At 67.1% G+C, this 19,847-nt stretch carries 4 protein-coding genes; all 4 read right to left on the reverse strand.

The features are described 5' to 3' along the window. Positions 1–78: 78 nt before the first annotated feature. On the reverse strand, positions 79–1,320 hold the full coding sequence (locus QSJ95_RS20530; protein WP_009617093.1) for an HlyD family type I secretion periplasmic adaptor subunit: 1,242 nt from the start codon (positions 1,318–1,320) through the stop codon (positions 79–81). Then, entirely contained in the window at positions 1,317–3,425 is a 2,109-nt protein-coding gene (locus QSJ95_RS20535) for a type I secretion system permease/ATPase (protein WP_285644951.1), read from the reverse strand. Before QSJ95_RS20535 ends, QSJ95_RS20530 begins: the two co-directional genes overlap by 4 nt. Then, positions 3,422–4,843, reverse strand: a complete 1,422-nt coding sequence (locus QSJ95_RS20540; protein WP_285644952.1) for a TolC family outer membrane protein — start codon at positions 4,841–4,843, stop codon at positions 3,422–3,424. Before QSJ95_RS20540 ends, QSJ95_RS20535 begins: the two co-directional genes overlap by 4 nt. Before the next feature lie 384 nt (positions 4,844–5,227). Then, positions 5,228–19,789 carry an Ig-like domain-containing protein gene (locus QSJ95_RS20545; RefSeq protein WP_502945290.1) on the reverse strand — a complete coding sequence of 4,854 codons (14,562 nt, stop codon included), beginning with the start codon at positions 19,787–19,789 and terminating at the stop codon, positions 5,228–5,230. Between the last annotated feature and the right edge of the window lie 58 nt (positions 19,790–19,847).

Raw genomic sequence — 19,847 nt, forward strand, 5'->3', positions numbered from 1 at the left:
GCCGCATGAGTCAAGTTGACTTTGCCCTCTCTCCATTAAGGGTAGATGGGCGTCTTTCAGAAAAGACCTCGTCGAAAACTAGCGCTCGCGCAGAGCCTCGCGAGCCTTGTTCAGGGGCTTTAGCAGGTAGTCGAGAATGGTCTTGCTGCCGGTATGGATATCCACCGTGGCGATCATTCCGGGGACGATGCCGAAACGCTTGCCGTCCTTGTTGGTCAGGTGATCGACGTCGGTGCGGATGAATACCCGGTAGTAAAAGACCTCGCGCTTGACCTCATCCTGGATGGTATCCGGCGAAATGGTCGTGACCTTGCCATGCAGACCGCCGTAGATGGAGTAGTCGTAGGCGGTGATCTTCACGGTGGCATCCAGGCCGGGACGAATGAAGGCGACGTCGCGCGGCGAGATGTGCGCCTCGACCAACAGCTTCTCGTCCACCGGGACGATCTCCATCAGCTTGCCGTCCTGCGGAATGACGCCACCGACCGTGGAAACCTCGATGTCCTTGACGATGCCGCGCACCGGCGAGGTGAAGGTGGTGCGATTGAGGGCGTCCGAGCGGCCACGGGTGACCGAGCTCTGCGCCTCGATCTCGGCGTTGGCCTTGGCCAGGTCCTCGCGCGCCTTGACCACGTACTGGGTCTGCAGCTCGGTGGCCTTGCGCTCCAGCTCGTTGGCCTGGCGCTTGAGACGCAGCACCTCCACGTCGCTGGCGGCACCGCGCGCCACCAGCGGCTGGGTCATGGCAAGTTCGCGGCGCACCAGGCCCAGGGCGTCGTTGATGCCGGCCAGGTTCTTCGCCAGGCTGTCCCTGCGCGAGTGGTAGAGCGCGGTCTCGCTGCTCACCAGTTCCGGGAAGGCCTGCAGGTCGTCGGGGAAGCTCAGCGGCGTGCCGTTGACCTCGGCGTACAGCCGCGCGGCCTCGGCCTTGGCGGCGCGCATGCGCGAGGCGCTTTCCTCCACCGCCGACTCGCTGCGGGTGCGGTCGAGCTGGGCGAGCACCTGGCCGGCCTCGACCAGATCGCCCTCATGGACGTTCAGCGAGACCAGGATGCCCCCTTCCAGGGACTGGATGACCTGCTCCCGGGATGATGGCACCACCTTGCCGCTGCCGGTGGAGACCTCGTCCAGGGAGAACAGGCTGGCCCACACGGCGAAGGCACCGAGCATGAGCGCGATCAGCCAGACCACCAGGCTCGAGCGCGGCAGCGGAGGCTCGGCCGGCGCGCCGCGCTGGTGCGCGCGGGGCGTCGAGACGGTGGTTTCGGCAACCGCCGGCGAAGCGTCGGGTTTGCTGATGGGGAGCTTGAGATCGGTCATTGGGTCAGCTCCTTGAGGACTTTGTCTTTGGGGCCGTCCAGCACGATGCGACCGTTGTCGATGAGGATGATCCGGTCGACCCATTTCAGGACCGGCATGCGGTGCGTGGCGACCACCAGGGTGCGCGGCGCCATCCACGGCCCCATCGCGTCGATCACCTGGCGCTCGGTCATCTCGTCGAAGTTGGCGGTCGGCTCGTCGAGCAGCACCACGGACGGGTTGCGGATCAGTGTGCGGGCCAGCAGCAGGGTCTGGCGCTGACCGCCGGACAGGCCCTGGCCGCCTTCGAGGATCACCTCGTCGAGGCCGTCGGGCAGCGACTGCACGAAGGACAGTGCGCCGGACAGCGCCAGTGCCTGGGTGATCATGGCATCGCTGGCCATCGGCGCGCCGAGCAGGATGTTCTCGCGGATGGTGCCGTAGAACAGCCGCGAGCTCTGCGGCAGCATGGCCATGTCGCGACGCACGTCGGCGGTATCGATCATCGCCAGGTCCAGGCCGTCCAGCGACACCCGCCCCTCCTGCGGAGCGTGCATGCCCGAGAGCAGGTTGAGCAGGGTCGACTTGCCCGAACCGATGCGCCCGAGGATGGCGATCTTCTCCCCGGCCCGGATCTGCAACTGCGGCACCACCAGTGCCGGGCGCTTGTCGTTGTCGCCATAGCGGAAGCTCACGCCGTCGAGCTGGTAGTTGCCATTGAGCGCTGCGCGGTGCACGCGGCGCGCTCGCTCGGGCTGGTCCACCGGACGGCTCATCAGTTCGTCGAGCCCCTTGCGGGCGACCTTGGCCGATTGCCAGCGGGAGAACACCGACGCCATCTGTGCCAGCGGCGAGATCATTCGCGAGGCGAGGATCGACGAGGCCACCAGGGCGCCGGTGGTCATGTCGCCCTGCATCACCAGGTAGCTGCCCAGGGCCAGGACCAGGGCGTAGACGATGCCCTGCACTTCCTGGGTCCAGCTCATCAACAGGCTGGTGAGGAAGCGCTGGCGCATGCTGATGCCGGCGGAGACGTCGTTGACGTTGTTCCACTGATTCTGGAAGCGCGCCTCGGCGCGCAGCAGCTTGATGTCCTCGATGCCCTGCACCGCCTCCACCAGCATGGCATTGCGCAGCGCCGACTCGCGCATGCCTTCGTTGGACAGGCGCTCCAGCGGCTTCTGGATGAGCAGGCCGGGGATCACCAGCAGCGGGATGGCGCCAAGAGCGACGAACACCAGTGGCCCACCGACCATCCACAGCACCACCAGAAACAGCAGGAAGAACGGCAGGTCGGCCAGCGCGCCAACCGTGGTCGAGGTGAACAGGTCGCGCACCTGGTCGATCTCGCGCAGTTGCGAGATGAAGGTGCCGGTGGAACGCGAGCGCGCCGAATTGCGCAGGCGCAGCGCGCGGCCGAAGACCACGTCGGAGATGCGCAGGTCGGCGCGCTTGCCGACGGTATCGGAGATATGGGTACGCGAGACGCGCAGGCAGAACTCGAAGAAGATCGCCAGCATCACGCCGCCGAACAGCACCCACAGGGTGGCTTCGGAGTTGGCCGGGACCACCCGGTCGTAGACCTGCATGGAGAAGATCACCCCGGCCAGCGCCAGGACGTTGGCCACCAGCGAGGCGAGCATGATGTCAGCGTAGCGCTTCCAGTCGCGCAGGGCGATGCTCCAGAACCAGTTGCGCCGGTACGGGCGGATGTACTGGTCGACGCGCGCATCGGCGACCGCCACCTGCGGGCGGAGGATCGCCACGCGACGCACCCGCTGGCGGAACTCTTCGACGCCGATGCGGGTTTCCAGGCCCTTGTCGCCGCTGAACAGCACGCCGAGGTTGCCCTCGCCGTCGATGGTCTGCACGACGCAGACGCTGCCGTCGTCGAACTCCGCCACCAGCGGCAGGCGCCAGGCATCGAGCAGTTCGACCGAGAGCTTGCCGAAGCGCAGCGCGAGCCCGAGGCTCTTGGCCATATGCAGCAGCATCAGGTCGGCGGAAGCGCCCTGCTCCCAGGCCAGGGCGACGCGCGCGCCCTCCTCGGAGACGCCGATCCCGTAGTGACGGGCAACGGCCAGCATGGCATCCAGCCAGCGCGCGGATTGCGGGGTCAGGCTCATGGCAGCACCTCCATGCCTTGCACCGTGGTGTAGTTCAGCCCGTAGAACTCGCGGTTGCGGCCCTGGGCGTCGACCAGACCGACCAGGCCCAGCCAGAGGTCGTGGCGCACCATTTCCTCGTCGGAGAGCGCCTGGTAGTACTCCTGCTCGGTGTTGAGCAGGTCGAGGATCGAGCGGGTGCCGAGCTTGTACTGCTCGCGGTAGAGCTCGCGGGATTCGTCGAGGTTGCGCTTGCGGCTGCCGAGCACGCCCAGGCGCGCACGGTTGCCGATGATCTGCTCGCGCATGCGGCGCATCTGGTCGCTGGCCGACAGGCGCGCGTCCTCGATGCGCTGGCGCGAGGCCTCCACCGCATTGGTGGCGGCGCGTACCTGGGCGCGCAGGCCGCCGCCCTGGTAAAGGGTCGAGGTCAGGTTGAGGCTGATGCTGTTGTCGCTGCCGTGGCGCTCGTAGGTGTTGGGGTTGTCGCCGCTCAGCGCCTTGGTACTGGAGGCGTCGATGGTCAGGGTCGGCATGCGGTCGGCCTTGGCTACCCGCAGTTGCGCCTCGGCGGCCTGGCGTTCGGCCTCGGCGGCCAGGACATCGGGGAGAATGCTGGCATCCAGGCGCCGCGCCAGGTCGACGCGGGCAGCCTGGTCGTCGGAAAGCGCGGTGATCTCGCCGGAAACCGGACCGCCGACCAGCGTGCGCAGGCGCTCCTGGGCTTGGTTGTACTGCGAGCGGATCTGCAACTGGCTGGCGCGCGCGGAATCGACCCGGGCCAGCGCCTGGATCGGGTCGGAGCGGCTGGTGACGCCGGCGCCGGCGCGGTCCTGGGTCATCGCGTAGACGCGCTCCATCGCCTTCACCTGCTCGTCGGCGATGCGCCCGAGCAGGCGGTAGCGGTGCAGGTCTATGGTCGCCTCGGCGGTCTGCCGGGAAATCAGGTCGATCTGCTTGAGCACCAGCGCCTGCTGCCGGCGCGACTGCGCTTCGGCGCCATCGACGCTACCGGCGACCTTGCCGAAGTCGTAGAGCAGTTGCGAGACCGACAGCGAAGCGGTCTGGCTGGTGCCGTTCTGGGTGGTGTCGCCGCGCCCCACGCCCAGTTTCACCTGGGGGTAGTAGCCGGAACGGGCCATGGCGATGCCGTCGCCCTGCTGCGCCAGGGTCGCGATGGCATCGGCGATGGAAGGATGGCGATTGACCGCCATGTGCACGGCCTGGTTGAGATCCAGCAGGCGACGCGCATCGGGCGCGTCGAACTCCGGCGTCAGGCGCTGGCCGCCGGTCTGCTCGATCAGTTGGCTGGGTGCCAGACTGCGCTGTTCGGGGCTGCTGGCACCGAACCAGCCATCGTCGAGGACACTGGCGAGCGTCGCGGTGGAGAAGCTGGCCAGGCAGAGCCAGGCCAGAGGAGCAAGTTTCCAGGCGTTCACCGAGAGCCTCCAGGAGTCAGTAGAGACGCGCCTGAACGGGATTCCGTGCTCGTTTCGAGGAACTCATCCTGGAGTACCGGCGCGCCATGGATACGCGACGTTCGTCTGCAGCGCCCTCGGAGGGCGGGGGGAGATGGGCCCGACGACGGCCGCCGGTAGGCTGGCCAGAGGATGCCCGCTGGAGAAGAAGGCCGTCTGGGACGGCCTGTTGCGAATCGTCGGGGCCATTATCTGAAGCCCCTTCCTACGCATGAATGAGACATTTCCTAAACGAAAGCTACCCGGCCACCGCGACGCGACGAGCGCAACGGGGGCCGGGCAGGAAGGTCGCGGCCGGTAGGGAACAAGGGGCGCCGGTGGCGTGGCACCCCTTGGACAGGGTCGTCAGACCACGTTGATGCCGTGCTGGATCAACAGGTCCGCATTGGTGTTGCTCCCCATGCTCGCGTTGTGCCAGATGTCGTAGTCGACGCCATTCACGGTCTTGCTGCCGCTGACCTCCCAGCCGCCGGAACCGACCGTCTCGGCCAGGTCCACGGTGGAAGTGCCGTCGCCCTTGATCATCAGGTTGGGCACCTCGTCGCTGGTGGTATCCACCTGCTTGAGCACGTCCGACAGCCGCAGCGAGAGGGTGTTGTTGCCACTGCCCTCCTGGCTGCTGCCCAGGTCGAAGATCTCGAAACCCTTGACCCGCGTACCGTAGCTGGTGAGGTCCAGCTGCAGGCCGGAGGCCTCGAACTTCAGGGTATCGATGCCCAGGCCGCCGTCGACGCGGGTGAAGGTCGTCCCCGCCAGGCCGATGGTGTCGTTGCCGGCGCCGCCCATGGCCACGTCATGCTGCACGCTGGTATCGGTGGTGCCGGTGGTATCGGTGCCGATGCCGTGGATGATGTCGTTGCCCTGGCCGCCGCTGATGATGTCCACGCCGTTCTCGATGGCGGATGCCCCCGGGCTGGTGGTGCCGGCCCAGATCTCGTCGTCGCCCACGGTGTAGCTGTGGGTCAGCAGCGCGATGGAACCGCTGTAGATGTTGTAGCCGCCGGCGTTGGTCGCACCGGTGTCGCTCTGCCAGACGCCGTAGCCGTAGTCGGCGATGCCGTCGCCATTCCAGTCCCCCATCGCCAGGCCGGTGCCGGCGTAGTCGTTGGCGTTGACGCCGGTGTACTTCACCGCCAACCCGGCCGCCACCAGGGCGTCCAGATCGGTGTTGGCGTCAAAGCCACCATCCGCGCGGCCATAGACCAGATACACGGCTCCCCGGTTGGTGACGCCGTTGTCGTAGCCCGGCATGCCGATCAGGAAGTCGTCGATGCCGTCGCCGTTGACGTCGCCGCCGGAGCTGACTGCATAGCCAAGCTGGCCGTCGGCGGTGGTCACCGAGCCGCTGATGGCGGTGCCGTTGCTGCTGCTGGAGATGATGAAGCCATCGGTGCCGTTCAGGTTGCCCAGCTTGATGTCGGCCCAGGCCATTCCGCTCTCCTTGCCGTAGATCACGTAGACCCGGCCCGGCGCGGTGGTGTCGGAAGCCGAGTCGCCCCAGCCCGGCGAGCCGATGGCGAAGTCCTCGATGCCGTCGCCGTTGATATCGCCGATGTTCTGGATCGACGAGAACTCGGCGTACCACTGCCCGGCGTTCTGCGCCGTGCCACCCTGGTCCACTGTAGCGCCGCCGAGCCACTCGCCGGTTTCCGAGCCCACCAGGCGCACGCCCTGGTCGGGCGTCAGGTTGGCCAGGTTGTAGCTGTTGCCCAGCCCGCTGGCGCTGCCCCAGATCAGGTAAGCGGTGCCGCTGTTGCTGACGGTACTGCCGCTTAGGCCATCGCCACGTGGCGCGGTGACGATGTAGTCGGCGTAGCCATCGCCGTTGACGTCACCGATCACCTTGATCACCGAGCCAAGGTCGGTGTCGGGCGCATAGGTGGTGCGCACGTTGGTCTGGTTCGGAACCCGCGAGCCGAGGGTCGCCGAGGTGGCCCCGGTGGCATAGTAGAGGCCGCCCGGATCGGCTTCGCTGACGTAGTTGCGCAGCAGCAGGTTGCTCCAGTCGGAGCTGCCCGCGTCGCCGGCGTGGCCGTAGAGCACCACGTACATGCCGTTGCCGCCGTTGCCGTCGGCCGAACCGATGATCAGGTCGGCGTAGCCGTCGCCATTGATGTCGCCGCCGCTGACGCTGTTGGCCGGCCAACCGCCGGTGTTGTAGTTCTTGATCACGAAGCCATTGGCGGTGGCGCCGTTCTCCAGGCTCTGCAGGTCGAGGGTGCCGAGGGCGTTGCCCTCGCGGCCGAAAATCACGTAGGCACGGTCGTTCAGCGTGCCGGTGATGACGAAGTCGTCATAGCCGTCGCCGTTGATGTCGCCCAGGTTGGTGACCATCTGGCCCTGGATGCCGACGTCGCCGCCGGTGCCGGTGACGCCGCTCTGCTTGATGCGGAAACCCTGGTCCGGTGTCAGGTTGTCGATGTTGCTCAGCGACGGCAGACCGTTGGCGCTGCCGTAGAGCACATAGATGTCCGATTGGTAGGCTGCGGTGGAACCGTAGATGTCGTGCGGCGCCGAGACCACGAAGTCCTCGTAGCCGTCGCCATTGAAGTCGCCGATGGACGACATCGACAGGCCGAGGCCATCGGCCACCTGGGTGCTGGAAGCCACCGACGGGGTACCCGCCACGTCGATGACCAACCTGGCATCGGCGCTGTTGTCGAGCAGGCCGACCTGCGAGTGGTTGCCCGCCTCGTCCACCAGCACCGCCTTCATGTTGTAGCTGCCATCGAACATCGACGGCAGCGTCACGTTGAAGGTGCCGTCGGTACCGTTCACCGTCAGGGTCAGGCCCTCGGCGTAGATGACGTCACCTGCGCCGTAGACACCGTCGCCGTTCTTGTCGTCGAACAGCATCACGGTGATCTTGCCCGCCGCTGCCGCCGCCGCATCCGCCGCGGAGAGACCGGCGACGGTGCCGGTGAAGCTCGGCGTCAGTACGCTGGTCCTGTTGTCGGTGCCGCTGCTGCCGTTGTCGCTGGCGGTATCCAGGTCGAGCACGAAGCTGGTGAAGGTCGGCGCCAGGGTATCGATGCTCAGGCCGTGCTGGGCGCTCTGGCCGATGTTGCCGGCGTCGTCCACCACCCGCACCACCACCGTGTAGCTGCCATCGGCGATCACCTGGCCACGGTTGTCGAAGCTCCAGTCGGTGCCATCGACCTCGGCGCGCTGCCAGGTCTGGCCGCCATCCAGGCTGATCTCCACCCCTTCGCCGGCACCGAGCGCAACGCCCAGCTTGCCGGAGAACACCAGGGTGTTGTCGTTGGTGATGAAGTCATTGCCCTGGGCGCCGTTATCTTCGCTGATGGCGTCAAGGGTGATGGTCTTGTCGGCACTCGGGCCGTCGGTGTCGACGACCACAGTGTGGCTGGCGCTGTTGCCGACGTTGCCGGCATCGTCGACCACCCGCACCTGCACGTCATACTCCGCGTCGTCCAGCACCCGGCCGGTGTTGTCGAAGCGCCAATCGGTGCCGTTGACCTCGACGCGCTGCCAGGTCTGGCCGCCATCGAGGCTGATTTCCACCCCTTCGTCGGCCGCCAGGGCCTGGCTCAGATGACCGCTGAACAGCAGGGTGTTGTCATTGGTGACGAAGTCGTTGCCGAGGTAGCCGTTGTCGTCGCTGATGCCATCGAAGCTGATGGTCAGGCTGGCGGACGGTCCCTGGGTGTCGATCTGTACCGCCTGACTGTCGGCCAGGCTGACGTTGCCTTCGCTGCCGACCACTCGGGCCATGAATACATAGTCGCCGTCATCCATGAGCGTGCCGCTGTTGTCGAAGACATAGGTGCCGTTGCCCTGGTCCACGGCATCGTGCCAGGTCTGGCCGCCGTCGATGGAGATCTGCACCTTGTCGCCGGCATTGAGCTGGCCGTCCACGGTGGCGCTGACCACCAGGGTGTTGTCGTTGGTGATGAAGTCGCCGGCATCCAGGCCGTTGTCTTCGGAGATGCCGCTGACGGTCGCCAGCGCATAGTGCGCGCTGCCGCTGTCGCTGCTGTTGCCGTCGGCGTCGGTGGCCACGGCGCTGACCTCGCCGCTGCCCTGGGCAGTGGCGCTGGTGACGCTGTAACTGCCCGCGGCGCTGGCGGTGACCGTCTGCGTCGTACCGTCGGGGAAGGTCACGCTGACCTGGCTGCCGGCCTCGGCGCTGCCGCTGACCACCAGGGTACCGTCGGCATTGGCATTGACCAGCACGCTGGGCGCCAGGGGCGCGGTGCTGTCGGCGTAATCCGCGGAAGCGGACGCACCGATGTTGCCGGCCTCGTCAGTGGCATGGGCGCTGACCTCGCCAGTGCTCTGCGGGACATGGGTGGTGACGCTGTAGCCGCCGTCGGAACCAGCGGTCGCGGTTCCAGTGCTGCCGTCCGGGAAGGTCACGGTAACGGTGCTGCCCGCTTCCGCATTGCCGCTCACTGTCAGACCGCCATCGGCGTTGACCGTGATGTTTACGCTCGGCGCGCCCGGTGCTGTGGTGTCAGTGAAGTCCGCAGTGGCGGCCGGACCGGCGTTACCCGCCAGGTCAGTGGCGCTGGCGCTGACTTCACCGCTGGGCTGGCCCTCCGGCGAGGTGACACTGAAGCGGCCATCGGTACCGGCGGTTGCCGATCCAGTGGTGCCATCCGGGTAAGTAACGGTAACGGTACTGCCCGCTTCGGCGCTTCCGCTGACGGTGACACTGCCATCGGCATTGTTCACCAGCGGGTCGAGCACCGGCGCCTGGGGCAGGCTGGTGTCCGTGTAAGTGGCGTTGGTGACCGATCCGTCATTGCCGGCGGCGTCGGTCGCCATCGCGCTGACTTCACCCGTGGTCTGCGGCACGTGGGTGGTGACGCTGTAGCTGCCGTCGGTACCGGCGACTCCCGTGCCGCTGGTGCCATCCGGGAAGGTCACGGTGACCGTGCTGCCCGCTTCGGCTGTACCGGTTACGGTCAGGCCGCCATCGGCGTTCGCCGTGACATTCACGCTCGGTGCATCCGGCGCAGTGGTGTCGGTGAAGGTGGCGCTGGCCGATGGACCATTGTTGCCGGCGGCATCGCTGGCGCTGGCACTGACCTCGCCGCTGGGCTGGCCGACCGGAGAGGTAACGCTGAAGTGGCCATCGGTACCAACGATCACACTCACCTCACTGCCATCCGGATAGGTGACGGTGACGGTGCTGCCCGCTTCGGCGCTGCCGCTGACGGTGACGCTGCCGTCGGCATTGTTCACCAGCGGATCGAGTACCGGCGCCAAAGGTGCAGTGCCATCGATGTAGGACTCGACCGTCGATGCGCCGGCATTGCCAGCGGCATCGGTGGCGCTGGCGCTGACCTCGCCGCTGGTTTGCGGCACGTGGGTGGTGACGCTATAGCTGCCGTCGGAACCGGCGGTCGCCGTGCCACTGGAGCCATCCGGGAAGGTCACGGTGACCGTGCTGCCCGCCTCCGCGGTACCGGTCACGGTCAGACCACCGTCGGCATTGGCGCTGACGTTCACGCTCGGCGCAAGCGGTGCGCCGCTGTCGGTGTAGTCCGCGGTGGCCGCGTCGCCGGTATTGCCGGCGGCATCGGTAGCCGTCGCGCTGACTTCGCCGCTGGTTTGTGGAACCGTGGTGGTGACGCTGTAGCCACCGTCAGAGCCTGCAGTCGCGGTGCCGCTGCTGCCATCCGGGAAGGTCACGGTAACGGTACTGCCCGCTTCTGCCGTACCGGTCACGGTCAGGCCGCCATCGGGGTTGGCGCTGACGCTTACGCTCGGCGCCAGCGGTGCGCTGCTGTCTGTGTAGTCCACCGTGGCGGCGTCGCCAGTGTTGCCGGCGGCATCGGTAGCCGTCGCGCTGACTTCGCCACTGGTTTGCGGCACCGTGGTGGTGATGCTGTAGCTACCATCGGAACCAGCGGTCGCTGTGCCGATGCTGCCATCCGGGAAGGTCACGGTAACGATGCTGCCCGCCTCTGCCATACCGGTCACGGTCAGGCCGCCATCGGGGTTGGCGCTGACGTTGACGCTCGGCGATTGCGGCGCTCCGCTGTCGGTGTAATCCACGGTGGCGGCATCGCCGGTATTGCCGGCGCTGTCAGTCGCGATCGCGCTGACTTCACCCGTGGTCTGCGGCACCGTCGTGGTGACGCTGTAGGCACCGTCGCTGCCCGCGGTCGTGGTGGTGCTACTGCCATCCGGGAAGGTCACGGTGACGGTGCTGCCCGCCTCCGCGCTACCGCTGACGGTCAGGCCGCCATCGGCATTGGCTATGACGTTCACACTGGGTGCATCGGGTGCGGTGGTATCGGCGAACTCGCCGGTGACCGACGGGCCGGTATTACCAGCGGCATCGGTGGCATTGGCCGTGACATCACCGGTAGGTTGTCCCGCCGGCGAGGTGATGCTGAAGGCGCCATCGCTGCCTGCGACCACAGTGTCGGTCGAGCCGTCCGGGAAGGTCACTGTCACGGTACTGCCCGCTTCGGCGCTGCCGGTGAGGGTGACGCTGCCATCACCGTTGGTCACCAGCGGGTCCAGTTCCGGTGCCAGTGGCGCGGTGTTGTCGGTGTAGGACTCGACCGTCGACGCGCCGGCGTTGCCAGCGGCATCAGTGGCGCTGGCGCTGACGTCACCGCTGGTTTGCGGTACGTGGGTGGTGACGCTGTAGCTGCCATCGGTGCCCGCGGTCGCTGTGCCGGTGCTGCCATCCGGGAAGGTCACCGTCACGGTGCTGCCCGCCTCCGCGCTGCCGCTGACGGTCAGGCCGCCGTCGGGATTGGCGCTGACGTTCACGCTCGGCGCCAGCGGTGCGCCGCTGTCGGTGTAGTCCGCGGTGGCCGAGTCGCCAGTATTGCCGGCGGCGTCGGTCGCGCTGGCGCTGACTTCACCCGTGGTTTGCGGAGTCGTGGTGGTGACGCTGTAGCTGCCGTCGCTGCCGGCCGTGGCGGTCGCGGTGCTGCCATCGGGGAAGGTCACGGTCACGCTGCTGCCCGGTTCGGCGCTGCCGGCAACCGTCAGGCCGCCGTCGGCATTCGCCGTCACGTTCACGCTCGGTGCCAGCGGGCCCTGGGTGTCGGCGTAGCTCTCGACCGTAGGCGCGCCGGCGTTGCCAGCGGCATCGGTGGCGCTGGCGCTGACGTCGCCGCTGGTTTGCGGTACGTGGGTGGTGACTTCATAGCTGCCGTCGCTGCCGGCGGTCACCGAGGCAGTCGAACCATCCGGGAAGGTCACGGTGACGGTGCTACCCGCCTCCGCGCTGCCACTGACAGTCAGGCCGCCGTCGTCGTTGGCGCTGACCGTCACGCTCGGCGACTGCGGAGCGGCGGTATCGGTGTAGCCCACGGTGGTGCTGTCACCCACGTTGCCAGCCGCGTCGCTGGCGCTGGCGGTCACGTCGCCGCTGGTTTGCGGCACGTTCGTGGTGAGGCTGTAGCTGCCATCGGTGCCCGCGGTCGCCGTGCCGGTGCTGCCATCCGGGAAGGTCACCGTCACGGTGCTACCCGCCTCCGCGCTGCCGCTGACGGTCAGGCCGCCGTCGGGATTGGCCGTGACGTTGACGCTCGGAGCCTCCGGCGCGGTGGTGTCGGTATAGTCCTCGGTCGCCGAGGCGCCGGTATTGCCGGCCTCGTCGGTGGCGTTGACGCTGATCTCACCGCTGGGCTGGTTGGCCGGCGAGGTGACCGACCAGGAGCCGTCCTCCCCCGCGACCACGGAACCGGTGGTTCCGTCCGGATAAGTCACGACGACGGTGCTGCCCGGCTCGGCGCTGCCGCCGACAGTAATACTGCCGTCTTCGTTGGTGATGACCGGATCGAGGACCGGCGCTTGCGGCGCGGTGCTGTCGGTGTAGGTCTGGGTGGTGGCATCGCCCGTGTTGCCGGCTGTGTCGGTGGCGGTCGCACTGACCTCTCCGCTGGTCTGCGGCACCTGGGTGGTGATGCTGTAGCCACCATCGGAGCCGGCGATTGCCGTACCGATGCTGCCGTCCGGGAAGGTCACGGTGACGGTGCTGCCCGCCTCCGCGCTACCGCTGACGGTCAGGCCACCGTCGGCATTGGCGGTGACGGTGACGCTCGGTGCATCCGGCGCGGTGGTATCGGCGAACTCGCCGGTGGCCGATGGGCCGGTATTGCCGGCTTCGTCGGTGGCCTTGGCGGTGACATCACCACTGGGCTGGCCGGCGGGGGATGTGAGGGTAAAGCTGCCATCCTCACCGGCCACCACGCTGCCGGTGGTTCCGTCCGGATAGGTGACGGTCACGGTGCTGCCCGGCTCTGCCAAGCCGCCAATGGTGACACTGCCATCCTCGTTGGTCACCAGCGGGTCGAGGACCGGCGCCAGCGGAGCGGTGCTGTCGGTGTAGCTCTGGACAGTGGCATCGCCCGTGTTGCCGGCGGCGTCGGTGGCAGTCGCACTGACCTCACCGGTAGTCTGCGGAACCATGGTGGTCACGCTGTAGCTGCCATCGGAGCCGGCAGTCGCCGTACCGGTGGTGCCATCCGGGAAGGTCACGGTCACCATGCTGCCGGCTTCCGCCATGCCAGTCACGGTCAGGCCGCCGTCGGCATTGGCCGTGACGTTGACGCTCGGCGCATCCGGTGCGGTGGTGTCGGTGTAGCTCTCGGTCACCGAGGCACTGGTGTTGCCCGCTTCATCGGTGGCTTCGGCGCTGACTTCGCCGGTGGGTTGGTTCTCCGGCGAAGTCAGGGTGAAGCTGCCGTCTTCTCCCACTACCACAGAACCGGTGCTGCCATCCGGATAGGTGACGGTAACGGTGCTGCCCGGTTCGGCGCTGCCGGTAAGGGTGATGCTGCCGTCTTCGTTGGTGACGATCGGGCCGAGGGCCGGCGCTTCGGGGGCAGTGCTGTCGGTATAGGTGACGGTGGTCGAGTCGCCGTTGTTGCCGGCGGCGTCGCTCGCACTGACGCTGACGTCACCGGTGGTTTGCGGCACATGGGTGGTGACGCTGTACTCGCCGTTATCGCCGGCGGTGGCGGTAGCGGTGCTGCCATCCGGGAAGGTCACGGTGACGGTCGTGCCCGGTTCGGCGCTGCCAGTCACGGTCAGGCCGCCATCGGCATTCGCCGTGACATTGACGCTCGGGGCGTCCGGTGCGGTGGTGTCGGTGTAGTTCTCGGTCACCGACGCGCCGGTGTTGCCGGCTTCATCCGTGGCATTGACGCTGATTTCGCCGGTGGGCTGGTTTTCCGGCGAGGTGATGCTGAAGCTGCCGTCCTCACCCGCCACGACACTGCCAGTGCTACCGTCGGGATAAGTGACGGTCACGGTGCTGCCCGGTTCGGCACTGCCGCCGAGGGTGATGCTGCCGTCTTCATTGGTGACGATCGGGTCGAGTACCGGCGCTTGTGGTGCGGTGTTGTCGGTGTAGGCCTGAGTGGTGGCGTCGCCGGTATTGCCGGCGGCATCGGTCGCGGTAGCACTGACGTCGCCGCTGGTTTGCGGAACAGTGGTAGTCACGCTGAAGCTGCCGTCACTGCCGGCCGTGGCGGTACCGGTGGAGCCATCCGGGAAGGTCACGGTCACCATGCTGCCGGCTTCCGCCGTGCCAGTCACGGTCAGGCCGCCGTCGGCATTGGCGCTGACATTCACGCTCGGGGCGTCCGGTGCGGTGGTGTCCGCGTAGTTCTCGGTCACCGACGCGCCGGTGTTGCCGGCTTCATCCGTGGCATTGACGCTGATTTCGCCGGTGGGCTGGTTTTCCGGCGAGGTGATGCTGAAGCGGCCATCCTCACCGGCCACCACGGAGCCAGCGCTGCCATCGGGATAGGTGACGGTCACCGTGCTGCCCGGTTCTGCCGAACCACCGATGGTGATGCTGCCATCGTCGTTGGTGACGACCGGATCGAGTACCGGGGCCTCTGGAGCGGTGCTGTCGGTGTAGCTCTGAGTCGTGGCATCGCCAGTGTTGCCAGCGGCGTCAGTCGCGGTGGCGCTGACGTCACCGGAAGTCTGCGGCACGTGGGTGGTAACGCTGTAGCCGCCATCGGAGCCGGCAGTCGCCGTGCCGGTAGTGCCATCCGGGAAGGTCACGGTGACGGTCGTGCCTGGTTCGGCACTGCCAATCACGGTCAGGCCGCCATCGGCATTGGCCGTGACATTGACGCTCGGGGCGTCCGGCGCGGTGGTGTCGGTGTAGTTCTCGGTCACCGAGGCGCCGGTGTTGCCGGCTTCATCCGTGGCATTGACGCTGACTTCGCCGGTGGGCTGATCCTCAGGCGAGGTGATCGACCAGGAACCATCCTCACCCACCACCACGGAGCCAGTGCTGCCATCGGGATAGGTGACGGTCACCGTGCTGCCCGGCTCTGCCGAACCACCGATGGTGATGCTGCCATCTTCGTTGGTGACGATCGGATCGAGTACCGGTGCTTCCGGTGCGGTGCTGTCGATATAGCTCTGGGTGGTGGCATCGCCGGTATTGCCAGCGCCGTCGGTAGCGGTCGCGCTCACGTCGCCCGAGGTTTGCGGAACAGTGGTAGTCACGCTGTAGCTGCCGTCACTGCCGGCCGTAGCGGTACCGGTGGAGCCATCCGGGAAGGTCACGGTAACGGTGCTGCCGGCCTCTGCCGTACCGCTCACGGTCAGTCCGCCGTCGGTATTGGCGGTAACGTTGACGCTCGGCGCCTCCGGCGCGGTGGTGTCGGCAAACTCGCCAGTGGCCGACGGGCCAGTATTGCCGGCCTCGTCGGTGGCACTGGCGCTCACGTCGCCGCTCGGCTGGTGGGCCGGCGAGGTGATGCTGAAGCTGCCGTCCTCACCTGCCACGACAGTGCCATTACTGCCATCCGGATAAGTGACGGTGACGGTGCTGCCGGGCTCGGCGCTGCCGCCGACGGTGACGCTGCCGTCATCGTTGGTGACGATCGGGTCCAGCACCGGAGCCTCAGGCGCAGTGCTATCGATGTAGTTCTGGGTGGTGGCGTCACCGGTGTTGCCAGCCGCATCAGTCGCGGTGGCGCTGACGTCGCCGCTGGTTTGCGGGACATGGGTGGTGATTTCGTAACTACCGTCGCCGCCGGCTGTGGCCGTGGCGGTGCTGCCATCCGGGAAGGTCACGGTGACGGTCGTACCCGGCTCGGCACTGCCGGTCACGGTCAGGCCGCCATCGGTATTGGCCGTGACGTTGATGCTAGGCGCATCGGGCGCGGTGGTATCAGTGTAGCTCTCGGTCACCGAGGCGCCGGCGTTGCCGGCTTCATCCGTAGCGTTGACACTGACTTCGCCGGTGGGCTGGTTTTCCGGCGAGGTGATCGACCAGGAGCCGTCCTCCCCCGCTACCACGGAACCGGTGGTGCCGTCCGGGTAGGTGACGGCAACGGTGCTGCCCGGCTCGGCGCTTCCGCCGATGGTGATACTGCCGTCTTCGTTGGTGACGATCGGGTCCAGAACCGGAGCCCCCGGCGCGGTGCTGTCGATGTAGGCGAGGGTGGTCGAGTCACCGATATTGCCAGCCGCATCAGTCGCGGTGGCGCTGACGTCGCCGCTGGTTTGCGGAGCGTGGGTGGTGATTTCGTAACTGCCGTCGCTGCCGGCTGTGGCCGTGGAGGTCGAGCCATCCGGGAAGGTGACGGTAACCGTGCTGCCCGCCTCTGCGCTGCCACTCACGGTCAGGCCGCCATCGGCATTGGCCGTGACGTTGACGCTCGGGGCGTCCGGGGCGGTGGTGTCGGCGTAGTTCTCGGTCACCGAGGCGCCGGTATTGCCCGCTTCGTCGGTGGCGTTGACGCTGATTTCGCCAGTTGGCTGGTTCTCCGGCGAAGTGAGAGTGAAGCTGCCGTCCTCACCGACCACCACGGAGCCGGTAGTGCCATCCGGGTAGGTGACGGTCACGGTGCTGCCCGGCTCGGCGCTGCCGCCGACGGTGACGCTGCCGTCTTCGTTGGTAACGATCGGGTCGAGTACCGGAGCCTCGGGCGCGGTGCTGTCGGTGTAACTCTGAGTCGTGGCATCGCCGGTGTTGCCGGCGGCGTCGGTCGCGCTGGCGCTGACGTCGCCCGTGGTTTGCGGAACCGTTGTAGTCACGCTGTAGCTTCCGTCGCTACCCGCCGTAGCAGTGGAGGTCGAGCCATCCGGGAAGGTGACGGTAACCGTGCTGCCCGCCTCTGCACTGCCGCTCACGGTGAGGCCGCCATCGGCGTTCGGAATGACGGAGACACTCGGCGCTCCAGGCGCGGTGGTATCGGCATAGTTCTCCGTCACCGAGGCGCCGGTATTACCCGCTTCGTCGGTGGCGTTGACGCTGATTTCGCCGGTGGGCTGGTTTTCCGGCGAGGTGATCGACCAGGAGCCGTCTTCACCGACGACTACGTTGCCGGTAGATCCATCCGGGTAGGTCACGGTGACGGTACTGCCCGGCTCGGCGCTGCCGCCGACGGTGACGCTGCCGTCTTCGTTGGTGACAACAGGATTAAGTACCGGAGCTTCGGGGGCAGTGCTGTCCGTATAGATGAAGGTAGTCGACTCACCGGTGTTGCCGGCCGCGTCGGTCGCTGCTGCTCTGACATCACCGCTGGTCTGCGGCACGCTCGTAGTGACGCTGTACTCGCCGTTATCGCCGGCGGTAACGGTACCGGTCGAGCCATCCGGGAAGGTCACGGTAACGGTCGTGCCTGGCTCGGCGCTGCCAGACACGGTCAGGCCACCATCGGCATTGGCCGTGACGTTGACGCTCGGGGCGTCCGGAGCGGTGGTATCCGCGTAGTTCTCGGTCACCGACGCGCCGGTGTTGCCGGCTTCGTCGGTGGCGTTGACGCTGACTTCGCCGCTGGGCTGATTCTCCGGCGAGGTAATCGACCAGGAGCCGTCTTCTCCTGCCACTACGGAACCGGTCGAGCCATCCGGGTAGGTGACGGTGACGATGCTGCCCGGCTCGGCGCTACCGCCGACGGTGACGCTGCCATCGTCGTTGGTGACGATCGGACCCAGCACCGGAGCCTCCGGCGCGGTGCTGTCGGTGTAGGCGACGGTGGTCGAGTCACCGATATTGCCAGCCGCATCAGTCGCGGTGGCGCTGACGTCGCCGCTGGTTTGCGGAACATGGGTGGTGATTTCGTAACTACCGTCGCCGCCGGCTGTGGCCGTGGCGGTGCTGCCATCCGGGAAGGTGACGGTGACGGTCGTGCCCGGCTCGGCGCTGCCGCTCACGGTCAGGCCGCCGTCGGGATTGGCCGTGACGTTGGCGCTCGGCGCATCCGGTGCAGTGGTGTCGGTGTAGCTCTCGACCACCGAGGCGCCGGTATTGCCGGCTTCGTCGGTGGCGTTGACGCTGATTTCGCCGGTAGGTTGGTTCCCCGGCGAAGTGAGGGTGAAGCTACCGTCCTCACCGACCACCACGGAGCCGGTAGTGCCATCCGGGTAAGTGACGGTCACGGTACTGCCCGGCTCGGCGCTGCCGCCGATGGTGATACTGCCATCGTCGTTGGTGACGATCGGGCCCAGCACCGGAGCATCGGGCGCGGTGGTGTCGGCGAAGGTATCAGTGGCGGCCGGGCCGGTGTTGCCATCCAGGTCGGTGGCCGCCGCGCTGACCTCACCGTTGGGCTGCGGACTGGCGGAGGTCACTGAGAAGGCTCCGTTCGCGTCGGCGACCGTGGTGCCGGTAGAGCCGTCCGGGAAGGTTACGATGACGGTGCATCCAGGTTCTGCGCTACCGCAAACGGTGACAGAACCATCACCCAGCGTGATCAGCGGATCGAGCAGAGGAGCATCCGGCGGGGTGCTATCGATGTATGCCAGTCTGCCGGGCTCGCCGGTATTGCCGTATACGTCGGTGGCGGTGGCACTGACTTCACCACTGGCCTGAGGCACGTGGGTGGTGATGCTGTAGTGGCCGTTGCCGTCAGCCATGACGTTACCCACCGAGCCGTCCGGGAAGGTGACGGTGACGATGCTGCCGGCTTCGGCACTGCCGCTGATGGTGAGCCCGCCATCGGAGTTCTCGGTGACGCCAATGCTCGGCGCCCCAGGTGGAGTGGTATCAACGTACGGCAACTGGGTGCCAGGGCTGGTGTTGCCGGCATTGTCGGTGGCGCTGGCGGTCAGATCGCCCGAAGGTTGGTCGGGCGGTGATGTCAGGCTGTAGCCGCCATCTTCGCCGACAACAACGCTGCCGGTACTGCCGTCGGGGTAGGTAACGGTCACGGTACTACCCGGCTCGGCGCTGCCGCTGACGGTCACGCTGCCATCGGCATTGGTGGTCACCTCGACGCTGGGTGCGCTCGGCGCAGTAGTGTCGGTGTAGTCGACGTGGGCGTCGCTGCTGTTGCCCTTACCATCTTCGACGTGAATGTCCACGCCACCGCTGGTCTGCGGTAAGGAAGAAGAGGCCTGGTAGTTACCGTTGGCGTCGGCGACCACAGTCGTGCTGGAACCATCTGGGAAGGTCACGGTAACGCTGGCACCGGGGCTGGTGGTACCACTGACGATCAGCCCGCCCGTATCGCTAGCCTGCAAGTCGACAGTAGGCGCCTGGAGCCCGCTGCCGCCATGATGACCGCCACCGCCGCCACCACTAGAGGCAGCAACGCCCCCTGCAACCAGTGCCAGACCACCCAGTATCCAGGGCAGCGCCCCCTGATCGCCGCCCTCCGTCACCAGCAGCGATTCGACCGAGTCGACCTCGCTGTAGCTGGAGAAGACAGAGCCTTCTTCATTGGCCTCGGCGACCCAGTAGTGGCCATCACCGCTGTCGAGTACCAGATCGCTGCTCGGCTCGCCCGGAGCCCCGAAGAAACCCTGGATGACGATGGTCTCGCCGTCCAGGGTCTTGATCACCAAGGCATTGCCTTCGCGGGTCATGCTGATGACCTGCTCCTTGCTCAGTGCCAGCTTCACGACGGAGGGTGCGCGAAGGGTCAGGTCAGCCTGGTTGATCTGGGTGGCCGCGTGGGTAGCCTTGTCGATTACAACGATTGTTTTAGCCATGATGGGCCTCGGAACTCGGCAGTCATGGGAATGCAGATGGGCGTCGCCATCGTCATTC

Origin of the sequence: Pseudomonas sp. NBRC 100443, assembly GCF_030268185.1 — a bacterium.
GTDB classification, from domain to species: domain Bacteria; phylum Pseudomonadota; class Gammaproteobacteria; order Pseudomonadales; family Pseudomonadaceae; genus Pseudomonas; species Pseudomonas citronellolis.

Coding starts and splice junctions, on each gene's coding strand:
- QSJ95_RS20545 (WP_502945290.1), bottom strand. CDS start 19,789: ATGGCTAAAACAATCGTTGTAATCGACAAGGCTACCCACGCGGCCACC.
- QSJ95_RS20530 (WP_009617093.1), bottom strand. CDS start 1,320: ATGACCGATCTCAAGCTCCCCATCAGCAAACCCGACGCTTCGCCGGCG.
- QSJ95_RS20535 (WP_285644951.1), bottom strand. CDS start 3,425: ATGAGCCTGACCCCGCAATCCGCGCGCTGGCTGGATGCCATGCTGGCC.